15 protein-coding genes, 1 tRNA gene and 2 pseudogenes are annotated in these 20,132 nt (G+C 48.6%); 7 read left to right on the plus strand and 11 right to left on the minus strand.

What is annotated here, in order from left to right; translation table 11 throughout:
* Positions 1-21: 21 nt before the first annotated feature.
* The 3 genes from CMR00_02740 to CMR00_02750 all read left to right on the plus strand — a co-directional run bounded on the left by CMR00_02740 (position 22) and on the right by CMR00_02750 (position 3,200).
* Positions 22-1,497, plus strand: coding sequence for a recombinase RecQ (locus CMR00_02740; GenBank protein PIO48802.1), 1,476 nt, complete (start codon positions 22-24; stop codon positions 1,495-1,497).
* Complete coding sequence (locus tag CMR00_02745) at positions 1,494-1,775, plus strand: hypothetical protein (protein PIO48803.1); 282 nt, start codon at positions 1,494-1,496, stop codon at positions 1,773-1,775. The genes CMR00_02740 and CMR00_02745 overlap by 4 nt, the downstream gene beginning before the upstream one ends.
* Positions 1,776-1,898: 123 nt before the next feature.
* On the plus strand, positions 1,899-3,200 hold the full coding sequence (locus tag CMR00_02750) for a hypothetical protein (protein PIO48804.1): 1,302 nt from the start codon (positions 1,899-1,901) through the stop codon (positions 3,198-3,200).
* A gap of 205 nt (positions 3,201-3,405) precedes the next feature.
* Here the strand turns inward: CMR00_02750 and trpS are convergent.
* From trpS to CMR00_02770, 4 genes and pseudogenes are all read right to left on the minus strand, one after another.
* A pseudogene (gene trpS, locus CMR00_02755) lies at positions 3,406-4,424 on the minus strand (tryptophan--tRNA ligase).
* 88 nt (positions 4,425-4,512) lie between these two features.
* Positions 4,513-6,966: an outer membrane protein assembly factor BamA gene (bamA, locus tag CMR00_02760; GenBank protein PIO48805.1), complete on the minus strand. Its 2,454-nt coding sequence runs from the start codon at positions 6,964-6,966 to the stop codon at positions 4,513-4,515.
* A gap of 16 nt (positions 6,967-6,982) precedes the next feature.
* The gene (locus CMR00_02765) at positions 6,983-7,771 is read right to left on the minus strand and encodes a di-trans,poly-cis-decaprenylcistransferase (GenBank protein ID PIO48856.1); all 789 of its coding nucleotides are present in this window, start codon (positions 7,769-7,771) and stop codon (positions 6,983-6,985) included.
* Positions 7,772-7,958: 187 nt separating this feature from the next.
* Positions 7,959-8,047, minus strand: a tRNA-Leu gene (locus CMR00_02770).
* 140 nt (positions 8,048-8,187) lie between these two features.
* Here CMR00_02770 and CMR00_02775 point away from each other — a divergent pair.
* The gene (locus CMR00_02775; GenBank protein PIO48806.1) at positions 8,188-9,057 is read left to right on the plus strand and encodes a 4-(cytidine 5'-diphospho)-2-C-methyl-D-erythritol kinase; all 870 of its coding nucleotides are present in this window, start codon (positions 8,188-8,190) and stop codon (positions 9,055-9,057) included.
* A 44-nt stretch (positions 9,058-9,101) separates the two neighbouring features.
* Positions 9,102-9,872, plus strand: a complete 771-nt coding sequence (locus CMR00_02780) for a geranylgeranylglyceryl/heptaprenylglyceryl phosphate synthase (protein PIO48807.1) — start codon at positions 9,102-9,104, stop codon at positions 9,870-9,872.
* A gap of 12 nt (positions 9,873-9,884) precedes the next feature.
* Here CMR00_02780 and CMR00_02785 read toward each other — a convergent pair whose 3' ends face one another.
* Positions 9,885-10,085, minus strand: coding sequence for a hypothetical protein (locus CMR00_02785; protein PIO48808.1), 201 nt, complete (start codon positions 10,083-10,085; stop codon positions 9,885-9,887).
* Positions 10,086-10,088: 3 nt separating this feature from the next.
* Positions 10,089-11,558, minus strand: a complete 1,470-nt coding sequence (locus CMR00_02790; protein PIO48809.1) for a glycine--tRNA ligase — start codon at positions 11,556-11,558, stop codon at positions 10,089-10,091.
* 154 nt (positions 11,559-11,712) lie between these two features.
* Between CMR00_02790 and CMR00_02795 the strand changes: the two genes are divergently transcribed.
* Positions 11,713-14,055: a hypothetical protein gene (locus CMR00_02795; protein PIO48810.1), complete on the plus strand. Its 2,343-nt coding sequence runs from the start codon at positions 11,713-11,715 to the stop codon at positions 14,053-14,055.
* A gap of 126 nt (positions 14,056-14,181) precedes the next feature.
* Positions 14,182-14,789: pseudogene (locus CMR00_02800) on the plus strand (leucyl/phenylalanyl-tRNA--protein transferase).
* A 113-nt stretch (positions 14,790-14,902) separates the two neighbouring features.
* Here CMR00_02800 and CMR00_02805 read toward each other — a convergent pair.
* From CMR00_02805 to CMR00_02825, 5 genes are all read right to left on the minus strand, one after another.
* Positions 14,903-17,755: a hypothetical protein gene (locus CMR00_02805; GenBank protein ID PIO48811.1), complete on the minus strand. Its 2,853-nt coding sequence runs from the start codon at positions 17,753-17,755 to the stop codon at positions 14,903-14,905.
* Between the two features lie 353 nt (positions 17,756-18,108).
* Positions 18,109-18,456, minus strand: a complete 348-nt coding sequence (locus CMR00_02810; protein PIO48857.1) for a hypothetical protein — start codon at positions 18,454-18,456, stop codon at positions 18,109-18,111.
* Positions 18,457-18,574: 118 nt separating this feature from the next.
* A complete protein-coding gene (locus tag CMR00_02815; protein PIO48812.1) occupies positions 18,575-18,820 on the minus strand; it encodes a hypothetical protein in 246 nt (81 codons plus the stop codon).
* The gene (locus CMR00_02820; protein PIO48813.1) at positions 18,786-19,406 is read right to left on the minus strand and encodes a hypothetical protein; all 621 of its coding nucleotides are present in this window, start codon (positions 19,404-19,406) and stop codon (positions 18,786-18,788) included. The genes CMR00_02815 and CMR00_02820 overlap by 35 nt, the downstream gene beginning before the upstream one ends.
* 18 nt (positions 19,407-19,424) lie before the next feature.
* The gene (locus CMR00_02825; protein ID PIO48858.1) at positions 19,425-20,126 is read right to left on the minus strand and encodes a phosphoribosylformylglycinamidine synthase I; all 702 of its coding nucleotides are present in this window, start codon (positions 20,124-20,126) and stop codon (positions 19,425-19,427) included.
* Positions 20,127-20,132 lie beyond the last annotated feature (6 nt).

Raw genomic sequence — 20,132 nt, forward strand, 5'->3', positions numbered from 1 at the left:
AACTTTGGGAAAAGGAGCAAGATGATGACACAAGAGTTGGCGACCACGACAGCTTCACCACAGTCTGCGCGCCCCGATCTTGCCGCCAAAGCCTTAGCCGTGCTCAAAAATGTCTTCGGCTACGATGCCTTTCGTGGCGGACAAGAAAGCGTGATTCTGAGCTTGCTTAGCGGGCGCGATACGCTCGGCGTTATGCCCACAGGTCAAGGCAAATCGCTCTGTTACCAAGTGCCTGCGTTGATTCTGCCCGGCGTTACACTCGTAATCTCTCCACTCATCGCATTGATGAAAGATCAAGTCGATTCGCTTCGCGTGCGCGGCATACCTGCTGCTGCCCTCAACAGCCAAACCAGTCCGGGTGCTGCACAAAAAATTTTCCTTGAACTGCGTCATGAGACACTCAAGTTACTCTTCATTGCACCCGAACGCTTGCAAAGCCCCTTATTTATTCAAGCCATGCGTGGCGTGCAGGTTTCTCTTGTTGCCGTCGATGAAGCACATTGCATTTCCGAGTGGGGATATGACTTTCGTCCAAGTTATCAGAAAATCACCGCTGGACTTGCGCAGCTGGGCTTACCTAAACGCCCGACCATGCTGGCACTGACTGCAACGGCAACCGAAGAAGTCCTCGAAGACATCAAAACCTACCTTGAACTGCAACATCCACATCTCTACATCGGTAGCTTTGAGCGTCCTAATCTTAGTCTTTCCGTCTTTCAACTTGAAAATAAGCGCCAAAAACTCCTTGAAATTTTGCAGAAAGTGAGCGGTCCTGCCATGGTCTATACCATGAGTCGCCAACTTGCTGAAGAGACCGCAAAATTTCTTTTGCAGCACGGTATTTCCGCCACATATTACCATGCTGGACTGCGCGATGAAGAGCGCACGCGTATTCAAGAGGCGTATTTCAAAAACGCGTATCGTGTGATTTGTGCTACGAATGCTTTTGGCATGGGCATCAACAAGCCTGATGTGCGCGTCGTTGTGCATCTTGAGCCTCCCGAAACACTCGAAGCTTACTATCAAGAAGCTGGTCGTGCTGGACGCGATGGGGAAAAATCATTTGCCGTCTTGCTCTTCTCCAAAAGCGATCTTGAGCGCAGGCGCTACTTTTTGGAAAACAGTTTTCTTTCGCGTGAAGAGGTTGAAACGGTCTTTAAGGAATTGCGCACACTAGGCTCGCATATTGAAATGGCTCATGAGACATTTCTTGATATGCTCTACGAAAAATATGGCAAGACCTTCAACCGTATCAAACTTGATGCTGCGCTTGAGCTTTTGGAACAATATGGCATTGTGCACAATCGTTCTAGCGAAGTCGGCTCTGAGAGCCTTCGCGTGCGCATCAGCCGCAGCGACTTTGATGCGTTGCGCCATCGTTCAAAAGACAACGCAGAGAAAAAAGTCTTAGAGCAAATTTTGCGCTCATTTGGCAGCGTGAGTTTTGACCGCACGATAGCATTTTCGCTTGATACTTTGCGCAAAAAGCAGGCATGAGCACAGCCGAGACTTTACATGTCTTTCAAACGCTGCATCAACGTGGTATTTTGGAATTTTCTTCAAAAGACTGGCTTTCACTGACCGTGCTGGCAGCGCAACTTCTGCCTAAAAAACTTCCCATAGATTGGGAGTTGCTCGCTCGCCGACGTCAGGCTGCACTCAAACGCTTTCGCAACATTGAGCGCTATCTGCACTATACTCTCTGCCGGCGCAATTTCATCCTTGACTATTTCGGCGAAGCACGCTACACAGAAAAAATGTGGTATCTGCGATAACTGCTTGGGGCGTCATCAACGCACTTAAGTACGCCGTAGGAACGCCACATGCAACAATCAGGTTTGAAGTTGCGAAAATACCACCGGTTCCATCTATCTGCATGTGCATGACCTAACCGCAATATGCCAAAATTCACAGCTCTTACTTTTTTGCTCTACATTAGCTTGCATGTTGCTACAGGCTTTTACATCTACCGCAAATTTGCACGTCTGCTTGAACGCTATGCCATAAAAGACCTTAAGCGCCGCCAACGCCTTGCTGCGATTGTTATCGCACTGCTCATGTCTCTGCCAACCTTGGGCTTTATACTTAATCGCTTTGAAGTGCTGCGTGATTCGCTGCTTAATCAGACGGTTTTCTTTATTGGCAGTGCATGGATTCTGTGGCTACTTATTGCTTTTGCGATTTTCATCCCCGCTGATGGGATTGCCGCACTCTTCAAAGGTGTGGCGTGGCTTGTAAATCGCTGGCTCAAGCCGTGGTATAAGCGGGTTTTCTTGCCGACGCGCGAGCCAACACCTGTTATCACAGCGCTACCTGATGCGCCAACATCAGAACGCAGCAAAGAAAGTAATGAGAGTTTTCAGCGCTCACGCCGAGAATTTTTGAAAAAGGTCGCTCCGCTCACACTAGGTTTTGCTGCGCCCAGCGTTATTACAGGATACAGCATCATCAACAATCGCACAGATTTTATTGTCAATCAGATGACGCTGCGCTTTCCGAATTTGCCTTCCGCATTGCGCGGTTTGAAGATTGCACAAGTCAGCGATATTCATTCAGGTCCATATATGACGCAGCGACAGATGGAAGAGATTGCTGAAGCCGTCAATGCGTTTCATCCTGACCTTGTTGCGCTCACAGGTGATTTTATTGCCAGTCAGAAAGAAGAAATTGAGCCATTTGTGAAAGGCTTTCGAGGCTTAAAATCCACATTTGGCACATTTGCCTGTGCGGGCAACCATGACGAGTGGGTCGGCATTGACTTTTTCACAGAAGCTATGGCAGCGCATAAAGAAATTTTACTACGCAATGAAACACGTGTGCTGACCATTAGCGGTGAGAAACTCAATGTTATCGGCATTGACTTTGCGCGCTCTAATCCCGCTCTGTTAGAACATGCCTTAAAGAGTGCCAATCCTGAAGGGTTTAACTTGCTCCTTTGCCACTACCCTGACTATTTTACTACCGCAAAAGCTGCTGGCATTGATCTGATGCTTGCAGGGCACACACATGGCGGACAAATTTCGTTAGATGCCGCTGGTCTTGAGTTCTATCCGATTGATTTGTTCTACAAGTATCCGCGCGGGCTATATGAGGAAGGTAAAGAGGGTGGTCAGAAGCTCTATGTCAATCTTGGCGTTGGTTTTTCAGCGACGCCTATCCGCACAGTTTCACCTGAAATTGCAGTAATTACGCTAGCTTAGGTGAAGGCGTCAGAGGAGCTGTGCGCCTGCGCACAGACTTGAAATTTTCCACAAAATTTTGTAAAACTTTTTTGAGGCAAGTTTCGTTACATATAGTGCCCTGCAGTTTATGGTTTCTGCAAGGCTTTTCATAGAGCACCTCCTTAAAGGTCGCCGATCCCAAAATCGGCGGCCTTAATTTTTTCGAGCGCTTTGAAGTAGTTTTTTATCCCAACTTCATTGTTTCGCGCACTTCTTGCATAGTCTGGCGAGCTACGCTGCGGGCGCGCTCTTCACCGGCGAGCAAAATTTCATGCACTGTTTTTGGTTTGGCAGCAAGTTGCGCGCGGCGTTCTAAAATCGGCTCCAGAAAGGTTGAAATACTGGATGCACACATTTTTTTGCAATCCACACAGCCTAATGCACCGCTGCGACAATCGCGTGCAATTTCAGCGGTCTGTGTCTCTTCGGTAAATTTTTTGTGATAGGCAAAGACCGTGCAGACCTCAGGATTACCTGGGTCACCTTTGCGCACCTTCTGTGGATCAGTTACTGCAGAGCGCATTTTTTCATCACCTCATCGGGTGTGTCAGAGAGCAAAATCGTATTGCCCAGCGATTTGGACATCTTTGCTTTGCCATCAAGACCGACAAGGCGCGCAAACTTTGTGATTTTGCCTTCAGGTTCCGGAAAAACGCTCTTGCCATTTGGCTTCGGATATTGCTGGTTGAATCGTCGGGCAATCTCACGCGTGATTTCAATATGCGGCAGTTGATCTTCACCGACGGGCACGATTTCACCTTTGTAGAGCAGAATGTCTGCGGCTTGCAAGACCGGATAGCCCAAATGACCATAGACCACAGTTTCTAATGCCAAATCTCGCACTTGCTCTTTGAGCGAGGGATTGCGTTCCAAGCGTGAGCTTGTAATCAGCATTGAGAAAATGAGGAACAGTTCGGTGTGCTCTTTGACTTGCGATTGCCGAAACACGGGGCTTTTTTCAGGGTCAATGCCACAGGCAAGCCAATCAATGATCATCTCAATCGTGTTCTCGTAGAGGTGTGTCGTATCTAGGTTTGTGGTCAGCGAGTGGTAATCGGCGATGAGATGAAAGTTTTGGTAAGCAGGTTCACCGTTCGGCAGCCGTTCATTTTGCAGCGCCACCCAATTTTCTAGTGCCCCAGCGTGATGTCCCAAATGCAATTTACCGGTGGGACGCATACCGCTAAGAATGCGTTTGCTCATTTGGTTAAAACTGTTTTGTTGAGAGCACGGCTGCGCTGCATGTCAAAGCGTAATGTGGCATCAGGTTCTTCATTGAATGACCTATTGGTTAACGTGCAAACTGACCGAAGGTAAAGATAAAGTTCCATCCTTGATTAGCTTGTCCTGGGCGTGCAATCACGGGATCGAAGCCGAAGCCGTAGTCGAGACCGACAAGACCAATGATAGGCAAGAAGAGGCGTACGCCTACACCGACCGAGCGTTTGAGGTCTGCCAGATTTACATCGCCGAAGCGGCGCCAGACATTGCCACCTTCTGCAAAGAGCAGTGCGAACACTGTTGCCTGTGGATTGAGTGAAATCGGATAGCGAATTTCAGCAGTGAATTTGGAATAGACATTACCGGTTGGGATTTGTAAGCCCTGCTCAAAGTTACCAATAGTTTGGTCAAGGTAACCACGCAGTGGAATGGTTGGAATGAAAGAAATTCCACTGCCGCCCATGAAGAAAAAGTTTTGCGGAAAGACAAAGTCGCTTTCGTTGAATCGTCCTAAGTAGCCAAACTCACTATTGAACATAAAGACAAGGTTACCGACGATTGGTGCAAACCATTGATTTTTGAAGACGAACTTGTAGAAATCCACAGTGCCGGGCAGAAACGGACCGCCCGAAATTTGTGTGGAGAGTGAGACATCGGAGCCACGGCGCGCGAAAATGGGATTGTCTAAACTATTGCGGCTAATGACTTGAATAATCGAGAATTCATCGGCAACCGATGGCTGATTAGCGATTTGGATAAAGCCGCCACGGTTGAGTTGATAGCGCAGCGTGTAATCAATGCGGAAGTAATCATCGGGCCAAGTCAGGCGGCGACCGATTGAGAGCGAAGCGCCGGTTTGTTGGAATTCAAATCCGAAGTTTTGGCGCTGGTCGAAGATGCTGAAGCCCAGTGTAGTTGGTGTACCAAACGCCCACGGTTCTGAGAATGAGAGCGAGAGCACGTTGAAGTTGAAGCGACCAAATTGCCATTGCAAATCAAGCCGCTGTCCATCGCCGTGGGGCAAGGGCGTGTAAGCATCGCCGCGCGTGATATCTTGCAGAGAAAAGTTATTGAACGTAAAGCCAATGGCGCCTGTAAAACCTAGCACTGCGCTGAACCCAGCTGAGGCGTTGAAGGTGTCGGTTTGCTTTTCTATGAGTTCATAGGTGATGTCGACTTCTTCGGTCTGCGGAATCGGCTGTACGTCGGGATTGATTTTCTCTGCATCAAAGTAGTTGAGTTGTGCAAGTTGGCGTACGCTGCGAATAATATTTTCGCGGCTGAAGAGGTCGCCCGGCACCGTATAGAGTTCACGGCGCACAACATGATCCTTTGTCTTCGTATTGCCCTTGATATTCACATGGCGCAAACGAAATTGATTGCCTTCGCTGATATAGATGCGCAGATCGACCGAATCGCCTTCGACGACGGTTTCTTCCAAATCTGGGCGCATTGCAAGGTAGCCTCTATCGAGATACAGTGAGCTGATATCGCCACCTTCTTGTGAGAAGCGCAAGCGTTCTTCCAATTTCTTTTGGTTATAGACGTCGCCTTTTTTTACGCCAAACACTGCTTCTAAAAACTCTGACGGATAGACCGTATTGCCCTCAAACTTGACATTACGAATGACATATTTTGGTCCTTCCGAGACCGTGATATCAATGAAGAGTTTAGTGCGATCTTCGGAGTAATACACTGAATCTGAGATGATGCGGGCGTCACGATACCCATTGGCGCGGTAAGCATTGTTGATGAGTTTTTGTTTGTCTTCCTCAAACTTCTTTCGGTCGAAGCGCGGTCGTCCGAAGATGTTGCGCCACCAGTTGTTTTCTTTTGTTTCTTCAAGATACCAGTTGAGCGACCAGTTATCGAAGGCTTTATTGCCTTTCCATGTGATGCGTTCAATTGTTACATACGAGCTTTCGCGGATGTAGAAGTACAGGGTCGCTCTGCCACCTGTCGTCTCTTTAACTTCGTAGCGAATGTCGGTCAAAAGAAAGCCTTCTTCTTCGTAGAAGCGTTTGAGGCGTTGATAAGCACTTTCAATGGCTTGGTCGGTGAGTGTTGCACCGCGTACAAGTTGGACCTTCTTAAGTAAGTCTTCAGTGCTGTAAGTGCGGTTGCCTTCGAAGACGATTTCAGCTAAGACAGGATACTCGCGCACCGTTACCACGAGAAAGACGCCCTCGAAGGTCTTCTGCTCGATTTCGACTTTGATGTCGCTAAAGAGCTTCTGTCGCCAGAGCCGTTTGATGGCATCACTGAGTTCAGGTCCGGGCACGGTCAGCGTTTTGCCAATTTCGATTGGGAAGCGTGCAAGCACATCGCGCTCTTCAATGGTGGAGAGCCCTTGTACGCGGATGCCTAGCACGCGGTATTGTCGTGGTTCGCTGCCTTCAAATTCAGGTTCTTTGATGAGCAGTGTATCCAGAGCATGTGCGTAAGTCTTGCCCACAAAAGCCAAAAAGAAGAGACAGCTGAGCACTGCAGAGATATGAAGTAGGTGTCGCATCATCGGGTGCATACGCTAGAGAGCCCCGCTATGTTGAGGTTGCAGCAGGCGCTATTGTTACAGACGAACTGCTATTGAGTGCAGCCAGTTGTTCGCTTGTCATACCGAAGCGCCGTTCACGGCGTTGAAAATCCATGATTGCCTCATAAAGTTTTTGGCGGCGAAAATCAGGCCAGTAGCAATCACTGATATGAATTTCTGTGTAAGCCAGTTGCCACAACAGGAAATTGCTAATGCGAAATTCTCCGCTGGTACGAATGAGCAAGTCAGGATGTGGCATGCCATAGGTCGCCAGATTTCTTTCGAAGATTTCGTCAGTGATCTCTTCAGGTTTGAGCTCGCCTCGTCGGACAGCTTCAGCGATGCGGCGTGTGGCTTGCGTAATTTCCCAGCGCCCGCTGTAACTGAGCGCCAGTGAGAGCGTCATGCGCTTGTTGTTTTTGGTCAGTTCCATGGCTTCGGCAAGTTCCATGCGCACTTTGGGCGGCAAATCCATCACGTTGCCAATCGCATTGAGGCGGATATCATTATCATGCAAGGTTTTGGTCTCCTTGCGCAGGGCTTGAATGAGCAATTGCATCAACGCCAGCACTTCTTGCTGTGGGCGTTTCCAATTCTCTTTGGAGAAGGCATAGAGCGTGAGAAATTTAACGCCTAATTCTGCACACGCCTCGACAGTATCGCGCACGGATTCTACACCCGCGTTGTGCCCTGAGACGCGCATCTGACCACGATTTTTCGCCCAGCGACCATTGCCATCCATGATGATCGCAATGTGCGTCGGAATCTCCCCTGACGCTTTCAGCGCTTCTTGCATCAAGCGGTCATTGGGGTCTTTGTGCGTATGGTTGCGGCGTAGCGTCTCCGACGCTAGTCTCGACTTGAGCGGCAATTTGGTTAGCGTCTTCACGTCTATGGTTTAATCAAGGCTTGAGAATTTATTGGAACACCAATGAAAAAGCAAGATCGTCATCTTTGCCAAAGGCTGATGCTAAACGCTCTTCTTGTGCCGAAGGCGGGACTCGAACCCGCACGTTCATTGCTGAACACAGGATTTTAAGTCCTGTGCGTCTACCAATTCCGCCACTTCGGCGTAGCGGCGTCGGAAATAGAGACTGTAAATTTAACACTCGCATGCGGTTTCACCAACTTTGAACTTTACGCAAAACCTTTAGCGCTCGCAACAGGCTCAGCACATGAGACGATAAAAATCAAATTGTGTAAATTTGTGTGATGAAAGCTTTTGCCAAAATTAATCTCGCGCTCTACCTTATTGACCGTCTGCCAAGTGGATACCACTTGCTTGAGACTATCTTTGCGCCAATTCATTGGTACGATGAACTCTTCTTCGAGCCCTCTGACATGCTCGAACTGACATGTGATGATCCTGAAATTCCAACAGATGAGACAAATCTTTGTCTCAAGGCGGCGAAACTTTTGCAAGCTTACACGGGCATAAAAGACGGTGTCAAGATTCATCTCGAGAAGCGTGTGCCTGTGGGCGCAGGACTTGGTGGCGGCTCAAGCGATGCCGCACTCACACTCAAGGCGCTCAATGAATTTTGGCAATTAGATATTCCAACCGAAAAGTTGCAAGACCTTGCAGTCTCGCTGGGTGCTGATGTCCCCTATTTTCTTGCGCAAAGTGCACTGACCTATGCGACCGGCATTGGAGAAAAACTCACGCACTTAGGCACCACATTTCCAGCAGCCCTTGTGGTTGCCTATCCGCACGTGCCGATTTCAACAGCATGGGCATACAAAAATTTGAAGTTGAATTTTCCGCGTTCTGCACCTGACCTCAAAACACTCACCCTTAAACTGTGCGACTCACGCGACTTGGAGATTCTACGCTATTTTGCAAATGACTTTGAGCCAACGGTCTTTGCTGCTTATCCTGCCGTTAAAGAATTGAAGAATATTTTCTATTTTGACTTTCGTGCTGACTTTGCGTTGATGTCGGGCAGCGGGTCTGCTGTCTTCGGTGTCTTTGAGCATGTATCTTGTGCTGAAGATGCCATGCGCCAATTGTCGTCGCGCTACGCTGTCTCGCTCACGCCACCCAATTTCTCACCGCAAACTGCCCAAAACAAAGCCGATTGAAAGGATTTTTTTTATCTTCAAGGCTAAACTTCTAGAACAAGCCAATGAGTTTCTCTCAAAAAACCTTTGAGCAGCTGCAGCAGGTAAAGGAGCGCAAGGGGGCAGGCTTTCTCTTGCTCATTGACCCCGACAAGTACTCGCAAAGCGAGGTTGTCTCTCTTGCCAGTCACGCTGAAGAATGTGGTGCTGATGCCATTCTCATTGGTGGCAGTGTGATGGTTACTTATAGGTTGGATGACTACATCCGTCGTATCAAAGCTGCTGTATCGCTCCCGATTATCATTTTTCCGGGCAGCGTGATGCAAATCTCACGCGAAGCCGATGCGATACTGTATCTCTCACTCGTGAGCGGACGCAATCCCGAATATCTCATCGGCAATCATGTCATTGCAGCGCCTGCACTGTATCATCTTGGCTTAGAGCCTATTTCAACGGCGTATATGTTCATTGAATCAGGCACAGCGACTGCCGCCAATTTTATTGCGCAAACGCTGCCGATTCCACGCCACAAGCCTGAAATTGCAGTGGCGCATGCGCTTGCGGCTCAATATATCGGTATGAAAGTCGCTTACTTGGAAGCTGGAAGTGGCGCTGCACAGTCCGTCCCTGAAGAGATGATTCAAGCCGTGTCGCAAACCGTCTCAATACCTGTTATTGTGGGCGGCGGCATACGCTCTCCGCTCGAGGCACGCGACAAGGTAGAAGCTGGGGCAAGTTTTGTCGTTGTCGGCAATGCCTTTGAGCAGCGGCGCGATAAGCTCTACCTACGTGACATGATTGACGCCGTGCACATCAAAGCTCCAAAAGTCGTTTGAGTTGCGCCACCACTACCCTGGCGACCAGCGTGCCGCATCAAGAATTGACCAGAGATGAATGATCCAGCCCAGCCAAATTACCCACAGTGCCGCTGCAAGCACGAAATGTATGAGCGCCATCAGCAAGCGACCTTGAATCAACTGCCCAAGTCCCGGAATAAAAAAACTACACAGTGCCGCAATCACATTGCCTGCTGAACCCTGCCCCGGCATTGGTTACATGAGAAGTTTTTGAGTAAGGTATGTTTTAGCCTGACTGATATTGATGCGCTCTTGCGCAGTCGTATCACGCTCGCGTACAGTGATAGTGTCATCTTTGAGTGTCTCATGATCAATCGTGAAGCAGTATGGTGTGCCGATTTCATCTTGACGTCGGTAGCGACGACCGATAGAGCCTGCATCATCATACTGTACTTTGACATGCCGTTGCAAGTCTTTGAATAGCTTTTCGGCAACTTCGGGCAAGCCATCTTTTTTTAACAACGGCAGTACTGCAGCTTTGACTGGTGCAAGTGTCGGATGCAGACGCAGCACCACACGCTCTTCATCCTCGACAATATCTTCGCTATAGGCATCGCAGAGCACTGCCAGAAAGACACGGTCGCACCCTGCCGATGTTTCTACGACGAAAGGAATGTAACGCGTTTTGCCATCGGGCTCGACATACTCCATGTTTTTGCCGGAATACTCTTGATGACGGCGCAAATCATAATCGGTGCGCGAGTGTATACCCTCAATTTCTTCTGTACCAAAAGGAAACTTGTATTTGATGTCGTAAGCAGCGTCGGCATAGTGCGCAAGCTTATCGTGCTTATACCACGATAGATTTTCTGGCTTCAAGCCTAAGCGTTCTGCATACCATTTCATGCGCCGCTCTTGCCACATCTCAAACGCCTCGAGTTGCACACCCGGCTTGACAAAATACTGCATCTCCATTTGCTCAAACTCAATCATTCGAAACGTGAAGTTGCCCTTGACGATTTCATTGCGAAAAGCCTTACCGATTTGAGCAATACCAAATGGGATTTTGAGTCTGGACGACTCGCGCACGGTGTGAAAGTTGACAAAAATGCCTTGCGCAGTCTCTGGGCGAAGATAGATAATAGAGGTATCGTCAGCCACTGCGCCAAGTTCCGTTTTGAACATCAGATTAAACTGTCGTACTTCCGTCCAATTAAACGCACCAGAATCAGGGGACTTTATCTGCTCTTTGATGATAAGCTCGTAGAGCGCTTTGGTCATATTCTCAGCGTTCTGTGCTGCGATAAATTCAGCTTGCACGCGTTCTGCTTCACTATGCTTTCCTTTCTTTTCAAGTGAGGCAATATAGGCTTCAATCAAGTGGTCGGCACGATAGCGTCTCTTGCTTGTCTTGTCATCAATCATTGGATCACTGAAGTTGGCAACATGTCCAGACGCTTCCCAAGTGCGCGGGTGCATCATGATTGCCGCATCAATGCCGACAATGTTGTCATGCTCTTTGGTCATAGCGTCCCACCATGCATCTTTGATGTGGCGCTTGAGTTCCACACCCAGCGGACCGTAGTCGTAGCAGGCGCCTAAGCCGCCATAGATTTCTGAGGATTGAAAGACAAAGCCACGCCGTTTGCAAAGTGAGACGATTTTTTCCATCACTTTCTCAGGCGTCTCCGTTTTTGTTTTTACCGCTGATTTGGATTCTGACATAGCCAAGTTGAGCTTAAATCTAGAAAACGAATATACAAAAACCGCTTTGCTTCTTGGACACCACTCCACGCTGCGTTGCTCATCCTTTCTTTACCCCCTTAAAAGCTATTTGCGTAAAACTTCCTTCATTGTAAATTCCAACGAACTCAGTGGAATGTCTATGGCAGAAAGAGATTACAATAGCATATCCAAGTTTCTTCGGAAGAATGTTTTTGGTAAAATTTGGTTTGTTGGGCTGTTTATCGCACCGCTCATTGTGCTCTTTTCTTTTCTTATCTCGCGCCTTGATATTCTGAACAATCTTGAACTTAAATTATTAGATGCAAAGTTTAATAGCCGCCCCATAGACGCGACATTCAAACAACACTCCCAAGTTGTGCTGATAACAATTACAGACCAAGCTCAGCAAGCAGTGCAATCCTTTCCTTGGTCTCGCGATTACCACGCACGCATCATCCGCAATTTGCATCGTGCTGGCGCAAAAGTGATTGCCTTCGACTTGATGTTCGATGAGGTAGATAAAAGAGGTGGCGATGAAGCATTTCGTGCCGCTGCAGCTGAAGCGCAAAATGTGGTGGTCGCTGGGCGTGAGCCAACTTCCATGACGGAAAACAAACAAGTCGAATACACGTCGCTCAAGAAAGTAGACTATGTTACCATTTTTGATGGCTCGCCGGGCACAGTTGTCGGCAATGTCTATGTGCGTCAAGACAACGACGGGGTCTTGCGCCGCTATCACCCTGCCAGTGCCAATGTCTTGGGCAATCAATTCCCCTCTTTTGCTTATGCTATCCTAAAAGTCTATCTGAACACAAGTGACTCTGTGCACAGCACCAGGAATGAATTCATTTTTGCCGGCAAATCTATTCCGAGTTTCGACGGTGAATCCGTCTTGCTCAATCCTTACGGTCCAAGCCATGCCTTCCCTGAAATTTCTGCTGAGAATATCTTAGATGACCGAGAGTTCATGACCAAGTTTGAGTATGAACAGTTTAAGCAAGTGATGAAAGAAACAGGGCTCGACTCACTCTCCCTTATACACAATGAAGACTTGCGCGACCTCTGGGCACTTGATCTTTTTGATGATCCACTTAGCGGCATCCAAGAGCAAGTGAAAGGCAAAATCTGCATCATCGGACCGATGTTCCCTGAAGCCAAAGACGATTTTCCTACGTCCATGTGGACAGACGGTCGCCCCGACCAAAACAAGATGTATGGAGTAGAAATACACGCTACTGCGGTACAGAACTTTCTCGATGGCAAGTTTATTCGCCTTGCTAATCCATTTGCAGTGATTGGGTTCTTAACTGTTGTAAGTTATGCGCTCTTTGTTATCGCTGTCTTCATCAAGCGCATTCGTCTTTTTAATCAAACTGTGCTGTTAGGCATTACGATTACGGTTACGCTCTTTGCAATTTTCAGCTTAAGCATGCTTTTTGTCTATGTGTTGGACGTTGATCCGATTGCGTACTTCTTCTCTCAATCTCTTTCAACGCAAGTTATTTTTATTGCTGGCGCACTGCTTGTTGCTGTGCTTGTTACACTCGGCTTCAGACGCGCAGGCTCTATGCAAGAGTTCAGCGCAGAAGTCATTTCTCTTTTGCTTGCTGTTGGCGCATTCGTCGCAGCCTACCAATACTCTATGAATCGTTTCATAGAAGACAGCGTGCTGGTTTATGTCATTCCATTTGCCAGTACGATTTCGCTCTCGTACATCGCAAGTATTTTCTACCAATACTTCACGGAATCGCGCCAGAAGAAATTGATTAAAGGCTTCTTTAACGCCTATGTACCGCCTGTGCTGGTCGACCAGATGATTGCCAATCCTGACTCGTTCAAACTTGGTGGCGAGCGACGTGAACTTACCATGTTTTTCAGCGACATTAAAGGCTTTACCAACATCTCCGAAAGCTATAAAGATAACCCTGAGCAACTTGTCGAGCTGCTCAATGAGTATCTTGGCACGATGACAGATATTATCTTCAAGTATGGCGGCACACTCGATAAGTACATTGGCGATGCGGTTGTCGCATTCTGGAATGCCCCCATTCCCGTTGAAGATCATGCCAAGCAAGCCTGCTGGGCAGCCCTTGAAATGCAAGAGACCTTGAAGAAACTGCGTGAAAAGTGGGCAGCCGAAGGTAAGCCAGCGATTTATTCACGCATGGGTATCAATACCGGTACCGTTATTGTGGGCAACATGGGCTCACAATCCCGCTTTGCATACACTGCAATGGGTGATGCTATGAACCTTGCAGCGCGTCTTGAAGCTGCTAATAAAGCCTTCGGCACCTCAATTATGATTTCGCAGTTCACATACGAGCGCGTAAAAGACTATTGTCTCTGCCGCGAACTTGCCACCATTACGGTGCAAGGCAAAGCCGAGCCCATCAAAGTGTATGAATTGGTTGGACGCAAAGAGCCGGGTAAAGTCTATGAAGAACTTCCACCTGCTGAAACCGCTTCAAAAGGCGTGTTGGCAATTGCAAAAGAATAGTGGCTCTCTGCTCCCTTTTCACGCTTAGCATTCCTGTTCTTGCTTTCGATCGTATTTGTTTGTCTAAAACTGATGGTACTTGCACTGTTTGCGCACATTTTTTTTTTACCTGAAGCTCGAATACCTATGGCACACCGACAACCCGATTACTCTTTGACGCCTGACATTTTGCTTTATGGCTACTCTACAGGCATTTTTCCAATGGCAGATTCTATCACCGGTGAAGTGCAATGGTATTTGCCAAAACAACGGGCAATCATTCCCATTGAAACTTTCAAGCCGCCACGCTCCCTGCGTCAGATTATCAAAAAAGGAATCTTTGAAGTGCGCATCAACACCGCCTTCGAACGCGTCATGCGCGAGTGTGCCACAGAACGCGGTGATGGCCTCGGCACATGGATTTCTGAAGAAATGATTGAGGCTTATACCGAACTACATTACTTGGGCTATGCACACAGTGTCGAGACCTTCAAAGATGGCGTCCTTGTCGGTGGACTCTATGGTGTCGCACTTGGCGCTGCTTTTTTGGTGAGTCTATGTTCTATCGAGTCTCTAATGCCTCGAAGGTTGCTTTTGTTACGCTCATGGAGCGCCTACGCGAGCGCGGTTTCACGCTGCTTGATTCACAATTTATGAACGACAACGTCAGACGCTACGGCGCAATTGAAATCCCGCATCAAACCTATCTGGAACGCCTGCGAGAAGCCTTGCTTATTCCAGCCTCTTTCGTGTAGGCTTGCTTTTCACACCATTCATTCGTTACTGTTCTTTCAGCAAGTGACAACAAAAAAGGCGAGCATCGTGCGCTCGCCCTGTCTTTCTAACTAATTAACTTAGTCTCTACGGATTACTTCACCAGCATCATCTTCTTCGTTTGCACGAAATTGCCTGCCTGCAAACGGTACAGATACAGACCCGACGCCAACCCGCTTGCATTAAACCATGCTTGATAGCGTCCCGCCTCCTGTCTCTGATTGACCAGCGTCATCACTTCCTTGCCGAGCACATCATAGACTTTGAGCGAGACATCGCTTGCCACAGGCAGTTGATAACTGATGACCGTTGTTGGGTTGAATGGATTGGGATAGTTTTGCTCCAACGCAAAGGTCTTCGGCAAGCCCGCATCGACTTCAATCACATTGGAATACTCAAACTGTCCGTCAAAGTCAATTTGCTTTAAGCGATATTGCACTTTGCCTGATGCGCTTCGATCTAAGAACGAATACGATTGCGCTTCGCTCGTTGTGCCGTTGCCACGCACAAAGCCCAAGATTTGCCACGCCTCGCTACTCACTTCTCGATTCACGCTTCTTCTTTGCACTTCAAAGCCTGCGTTGTTTTGCTCTGATGCCGTTGTCCAGCGCAATTGCATACCGCGCACAACATTTTGCGCCTCGAACAAGGTAAGCTCAACGGGCAAGGCGGTTTGTATGCCAGTTAGTGGTGCGCTCTGCAGGTAGTTGATATTTGCACCTGATCCGTTGTAAGCATAAACTTCATAGATGTAGGTCTGATTGAACACCACTGTATTATCGCCGAATGTTACACCGCTGCCCAGTGCAATGACGGTTGAGGTGCCAAAGGTTTGACCGACGGTGTAGGTCGTACCATCAACGGGTGGCGTTGAGGTCGGCGAAGTGCGGCGCAAGACGATGTAGCCAGTTGGCACAGGCGATGCTGCAGTGAATTGTCCTGTAATCAAGGTGGGCTGCACTGTTGGGAAGATCAACCCTGTGGGCTGTGCAGACGGCGATTGGAAGAATTGATTGGTCAGTGAAAAGTTAGTGCCAGATGCACCGTTCGCTGTAGCAGCTACGGTATAACTGCCCAGCGTGTTATTCGCCGTGGGCGTTACGATAGCATCACCGTTGGTATTAAGCGTAATACGAACCGGGTTTCCTGATGGGAAGGTGCAACTTGCGCCAGCAGTAGGCGCTGTAAATGTAACGACACCACCAGCTACAGGCTCTCCTGCCGAGGAATTTGCGCCGCACACCAGCGGAGCTGGGAATGGCGTGTTGAGTGCGCATTGCTGTCTGTTTCCGCTTTTCATAGTAAGTGCAAAGCCTTGTGATTCAAATGCGCCGATATCTGTTGCGCCAACACGGGCATTGCCACGTTGGTCTCTTGCTGGGATGCCTGCGCGAGTTGTGCCAGCATTGATAGCCGGGCTTGCGGGCAACAGGGCGAAGGTTTGCGTAGGACCGGGCTGATTGCCCCAACTGCCGAGTGTGGAAAGAAGCGGCTCGCGTGGCGCAGCAGTTGTACCGATAAGATTACCGTTCACGGCGTCGGTGATGCCAGTTAGCCCTGTGCCGATACGCACAAGGTTATTTGTGCTACCATTTGTGATAATAACGCCTGAAATGTCGGGGGCTGTTGGTGCAGTGTTGTTTGCGACAATCGTGTTGCGCATCAGTCCGATTGTCTCACTGGGAATACCGTAAATACCGCCGCCGGTACCGGTTGCGTTATTGCCTACAATAGTACAATTGGTCAGCGTGAGTGCAGGGTCGTCGCCATCATCAAAAATCGCTCCACCACGACCGGGTATGACTGCAGTCATGCTTCTTCCCTGTGCAAGATTATTTGCAAACGTGCAATTGATGAAAGCGGAAGAACTGGTTTCCATCAAAAAGACTGCGCCACCGTCGAATGCTGTATTGCCCTCAAATGTGCTGTTCGTTACGAGCAAGGTGCCCGTGTCCAGCACACGAATTGCGCCGCCATTGCCAGAAGCGTAGTTATTACGAAATGTGCAACGATCGATTTTGGCGTTGCATGTGGTGAGTTCAATGCCGCCACCGATGTTGCCACCCGAAAGGGTTAAGCCTGACATGACGAAAAATCCGCTGAACAAATCCAGCGTCGGGACATTGGCCGTCGTCATACTCACTTCAATTGATTGGTATGGTTCGCAGACGACAAGATTGCGCGGCGTGATTTTGCTGCCCGAAAGTAAGATCGTACCAGTCAGTGTGCGATTAAAGGTTACTGAGCCGCTATCGGGGACGCTAGTCGTCAGCGCCTCTCTGAAGCTAAATGCGCCCGTTGCGTTTAAGTTACGCACAGCCTCACCGCTGGAGTTATCATAGACATGCAGGTTTCGAATCGAGCCGATAAAGTAGCTGGATGTTGCTGCGATGTAGGCTGTGCGAAACTGGCGTGTTGTGCGCGAGGGCAGTGATGTTACTGGCATCACGGCTGCACGGGTACCGTTCAGATATAAGTGTGCCAGTGTGCCGTCAGATGAGAGGGTGACATTGTTGAACTCATTGAGTGGCACCGTCAGCGTGCTTAAGGTGAAATTACTCCCACCATCTAAAAGGGAAATTGTGCCGTTGGATTCCACGAATGCCCCGAGGTCATTGTTGGATTCGACGATAATCGGTCGGCGCGTGCCAGGGCTCGGATAAGCTGTAATCTTAAACCATACGCTGACAAGAATGTGCGTGCCGCTTGTCATTGTGATGGCATCAGTTTGCAAGTTAGGCGTCGCACCGCTAATTGCATAGGCGCGCTCTGACGGCACATAAGTCGCCGTGCCACCCGTGAAGGTCATTGGACCTACGCTGCCTTGCGTGGCGATATAGCTGCCGTTAAGCGGGTAGTTTGCCAGCACACTGAACGCACGCGCTTGTTCCGAAATTGCAACAGAGAAGGCAATGCCGCAGAGCAAGAAAGTCACGAACCGTTTCATAGGCGCTCGTGTTTTGAATTGAAAAAATTTGACCCTTCACTTACCGAAACGTGCTCACGCGTGGTCTCCAAAAAGTCTCCGTTGCATGGCGTGTCAATTTGGATGATATGCCTCTTAGGTGTTATCAGACCGTGTATGCCAGCACCTCGTTATGATTGCATTTGCAGAGCGCTGACAGGACTTTTTACTGATAGAATCAGTAATGCTGTGTTGTCATGCAAGAGATTGTTTTGCCGCTCACTTTGTTATGCAAACGATTGAAGTTAAGCAGACGACTGTGGGAAACAAGGTACATTTTCAAAAAATGTGGCTGATAGAAAAACTGCAGCAACAGGCAGCGTGTAGCTCAAACATTATCGCCCCACTTGGAAGAGGGCGCTTAAAAGGAAAGAGACGGCGCTAATCAAAAGAGACCCCAGCACTGCTGTGAAAAATCCTTTCACTTCAAATCCAGGCAGAACCGCTGAGGCAAGCAGCAGCATCAGTGCATTGATGACAAGTAAAAAGAGCCCGAGCGTTACGACAATCAGTGGAAGCGAGAGCAACATCAAAATCGGACGAATGAAGGTATTGACCAGCCCCAAAACCAGCGCCGCAAGCAACGCAGACCCAACGTTCTTGACCGTAATGTCTGGCACAAAGGTCGCAGTAGCATAAACTGCCACAGCGTTAATGAGCCAAGTAATCAGAATTTTTGTCAGCATAGAGGCATGTCAGCAGTCTGTTTATCGTGGCATGTTTTCGTGCTGCATGTGTTACCTTCAGCGCGTGGTTACTCCATAGCCAGAAAGGGATATTCCGTTGCCAGTTCTTCGCCTGTTATGGCATCAATGTAAATGCGTGCAATTGGTTTTTGTATTTGATGTCGATTTCGACTTCGTAGGCAAGGTGCACTTTAGCGCGTTTTAGCTGCATCTCTGTTAGCCCATCTTTGAGCGTGCGCGTGTTAATCTCTTTATCTTCATAGACACATAAGAGCGCCGGCTTGATGACATCAATGCGGTCGATTTCATAGCGCACGAATTTGTCGTCAATCGTGAAAGTGAGTTTTTTGCCTATCAACATTTTTATAAATTTTCTCGACGGGGACTTTAGCTTTTTGTGGTAATCCTGTCAGAATGCGTGTTGCCGTGCAGACCAGCACAGCAATTTCGCCTTGTCGATTGATTACGAATTCTAATTGTCCGCGCGTCTCTCCGCCTGCACGCATTTTGCCGTAGGTGGCGCGCTCAAAGCGTACGACAATTGCCCCTTCAGCTTCGCGCAGCGAGACCAAAGCGATATCGCGTGATGTGGCATTGAGCAGTGCTGCGCTTTCATCAATGAACGTGCGCAAGGCGGTTAGAATCGCTGCCATTGTATCCGCACTGGCTGTACCTGAAAGATACCTCGAGAGCGGCAGTTTGATTGGGTGCACTGCATAGGCAAGCAAGCCAACGGTGCAACTGACAGTATCTATTGTCTCATGCAGATAATTGAACTGATATTTTTTCTTGAACGCCTCGTAATTCTTTGCAAACGTGCGGAACGCGTTTTTGTCGTAGGACAGCGTTAGTGGGTAGGACGATTGTTGCGCCAGTAGCGGCGCACTTATCAGCATCGCACACAGCGATAGTGCACAGACCGCAGTGCGTATTGAGAGACTTTTCATCAGGGTAATTTGCATCTTTCACATGGCTTGAAGTACCGCGCGCTGCACGAGTGATTCAAACAGTCGTCGCCCATCTGTTGAACCCAGCAAACTTTCAGCAGCGCGCTCCGGATGCGGCATCATACCTAACACATTTCTTTCTTTATTTACAATGCCAGCGATGTTGTGCGCTGACCCATTTGGATTGGCGTCATCTGTAATCTCACCGTGAGCGTTACAGTATTTGAAAATAATCTGTCCGTTATCCTCCATTTCATGAAGCACTTCAGGCGAAGCAAAGTAATTTCCATCGCCGTGTGCAATTGGCATTCTCAAGACTTCGCCTTGGTGATAGTTAGCTGTAAATATCGTATCGTTCTGCATCACTTTGAGTGTTACAGTTTTGCAAATAAAGCGTCGATGGACGTTGCGCAAGAGCACACCTGGTAAGAGTCCTGCTTCGCAAAGAATCTGAAAGCCATTGCAAATGCCGAGGACAGGTTTGCCTAATTTAGCGTGGCGCATTACTTCTGTCATAATTGGTGAGAAGCGTGCAATAGCACCAGTGCGCAGGTAATCGCCGAAGGAAAAGCCACCGGGCAAGATGAGAATATCGCTTTCTTCCAGGTCGGTGCTTTTGTGCCAGAGCAGTTTTGCCTCCGCATTTGGGAGAGATTGGCAGACATGCAGCGCATCGTGGTCGCAGTTAGACCCTGGGAAAACGACGATTCCAAATCGCAATTTTGT

Source organism: [Chlorobium] sp. 445 (assembly GCA_002763895.1).
Classification (GTDB): domain Bacteria; phylum Bacteroidota; class Chlorobiia; order Chlorobiales; family Thermochlorobacteraceae; genus Thermochlorobacter.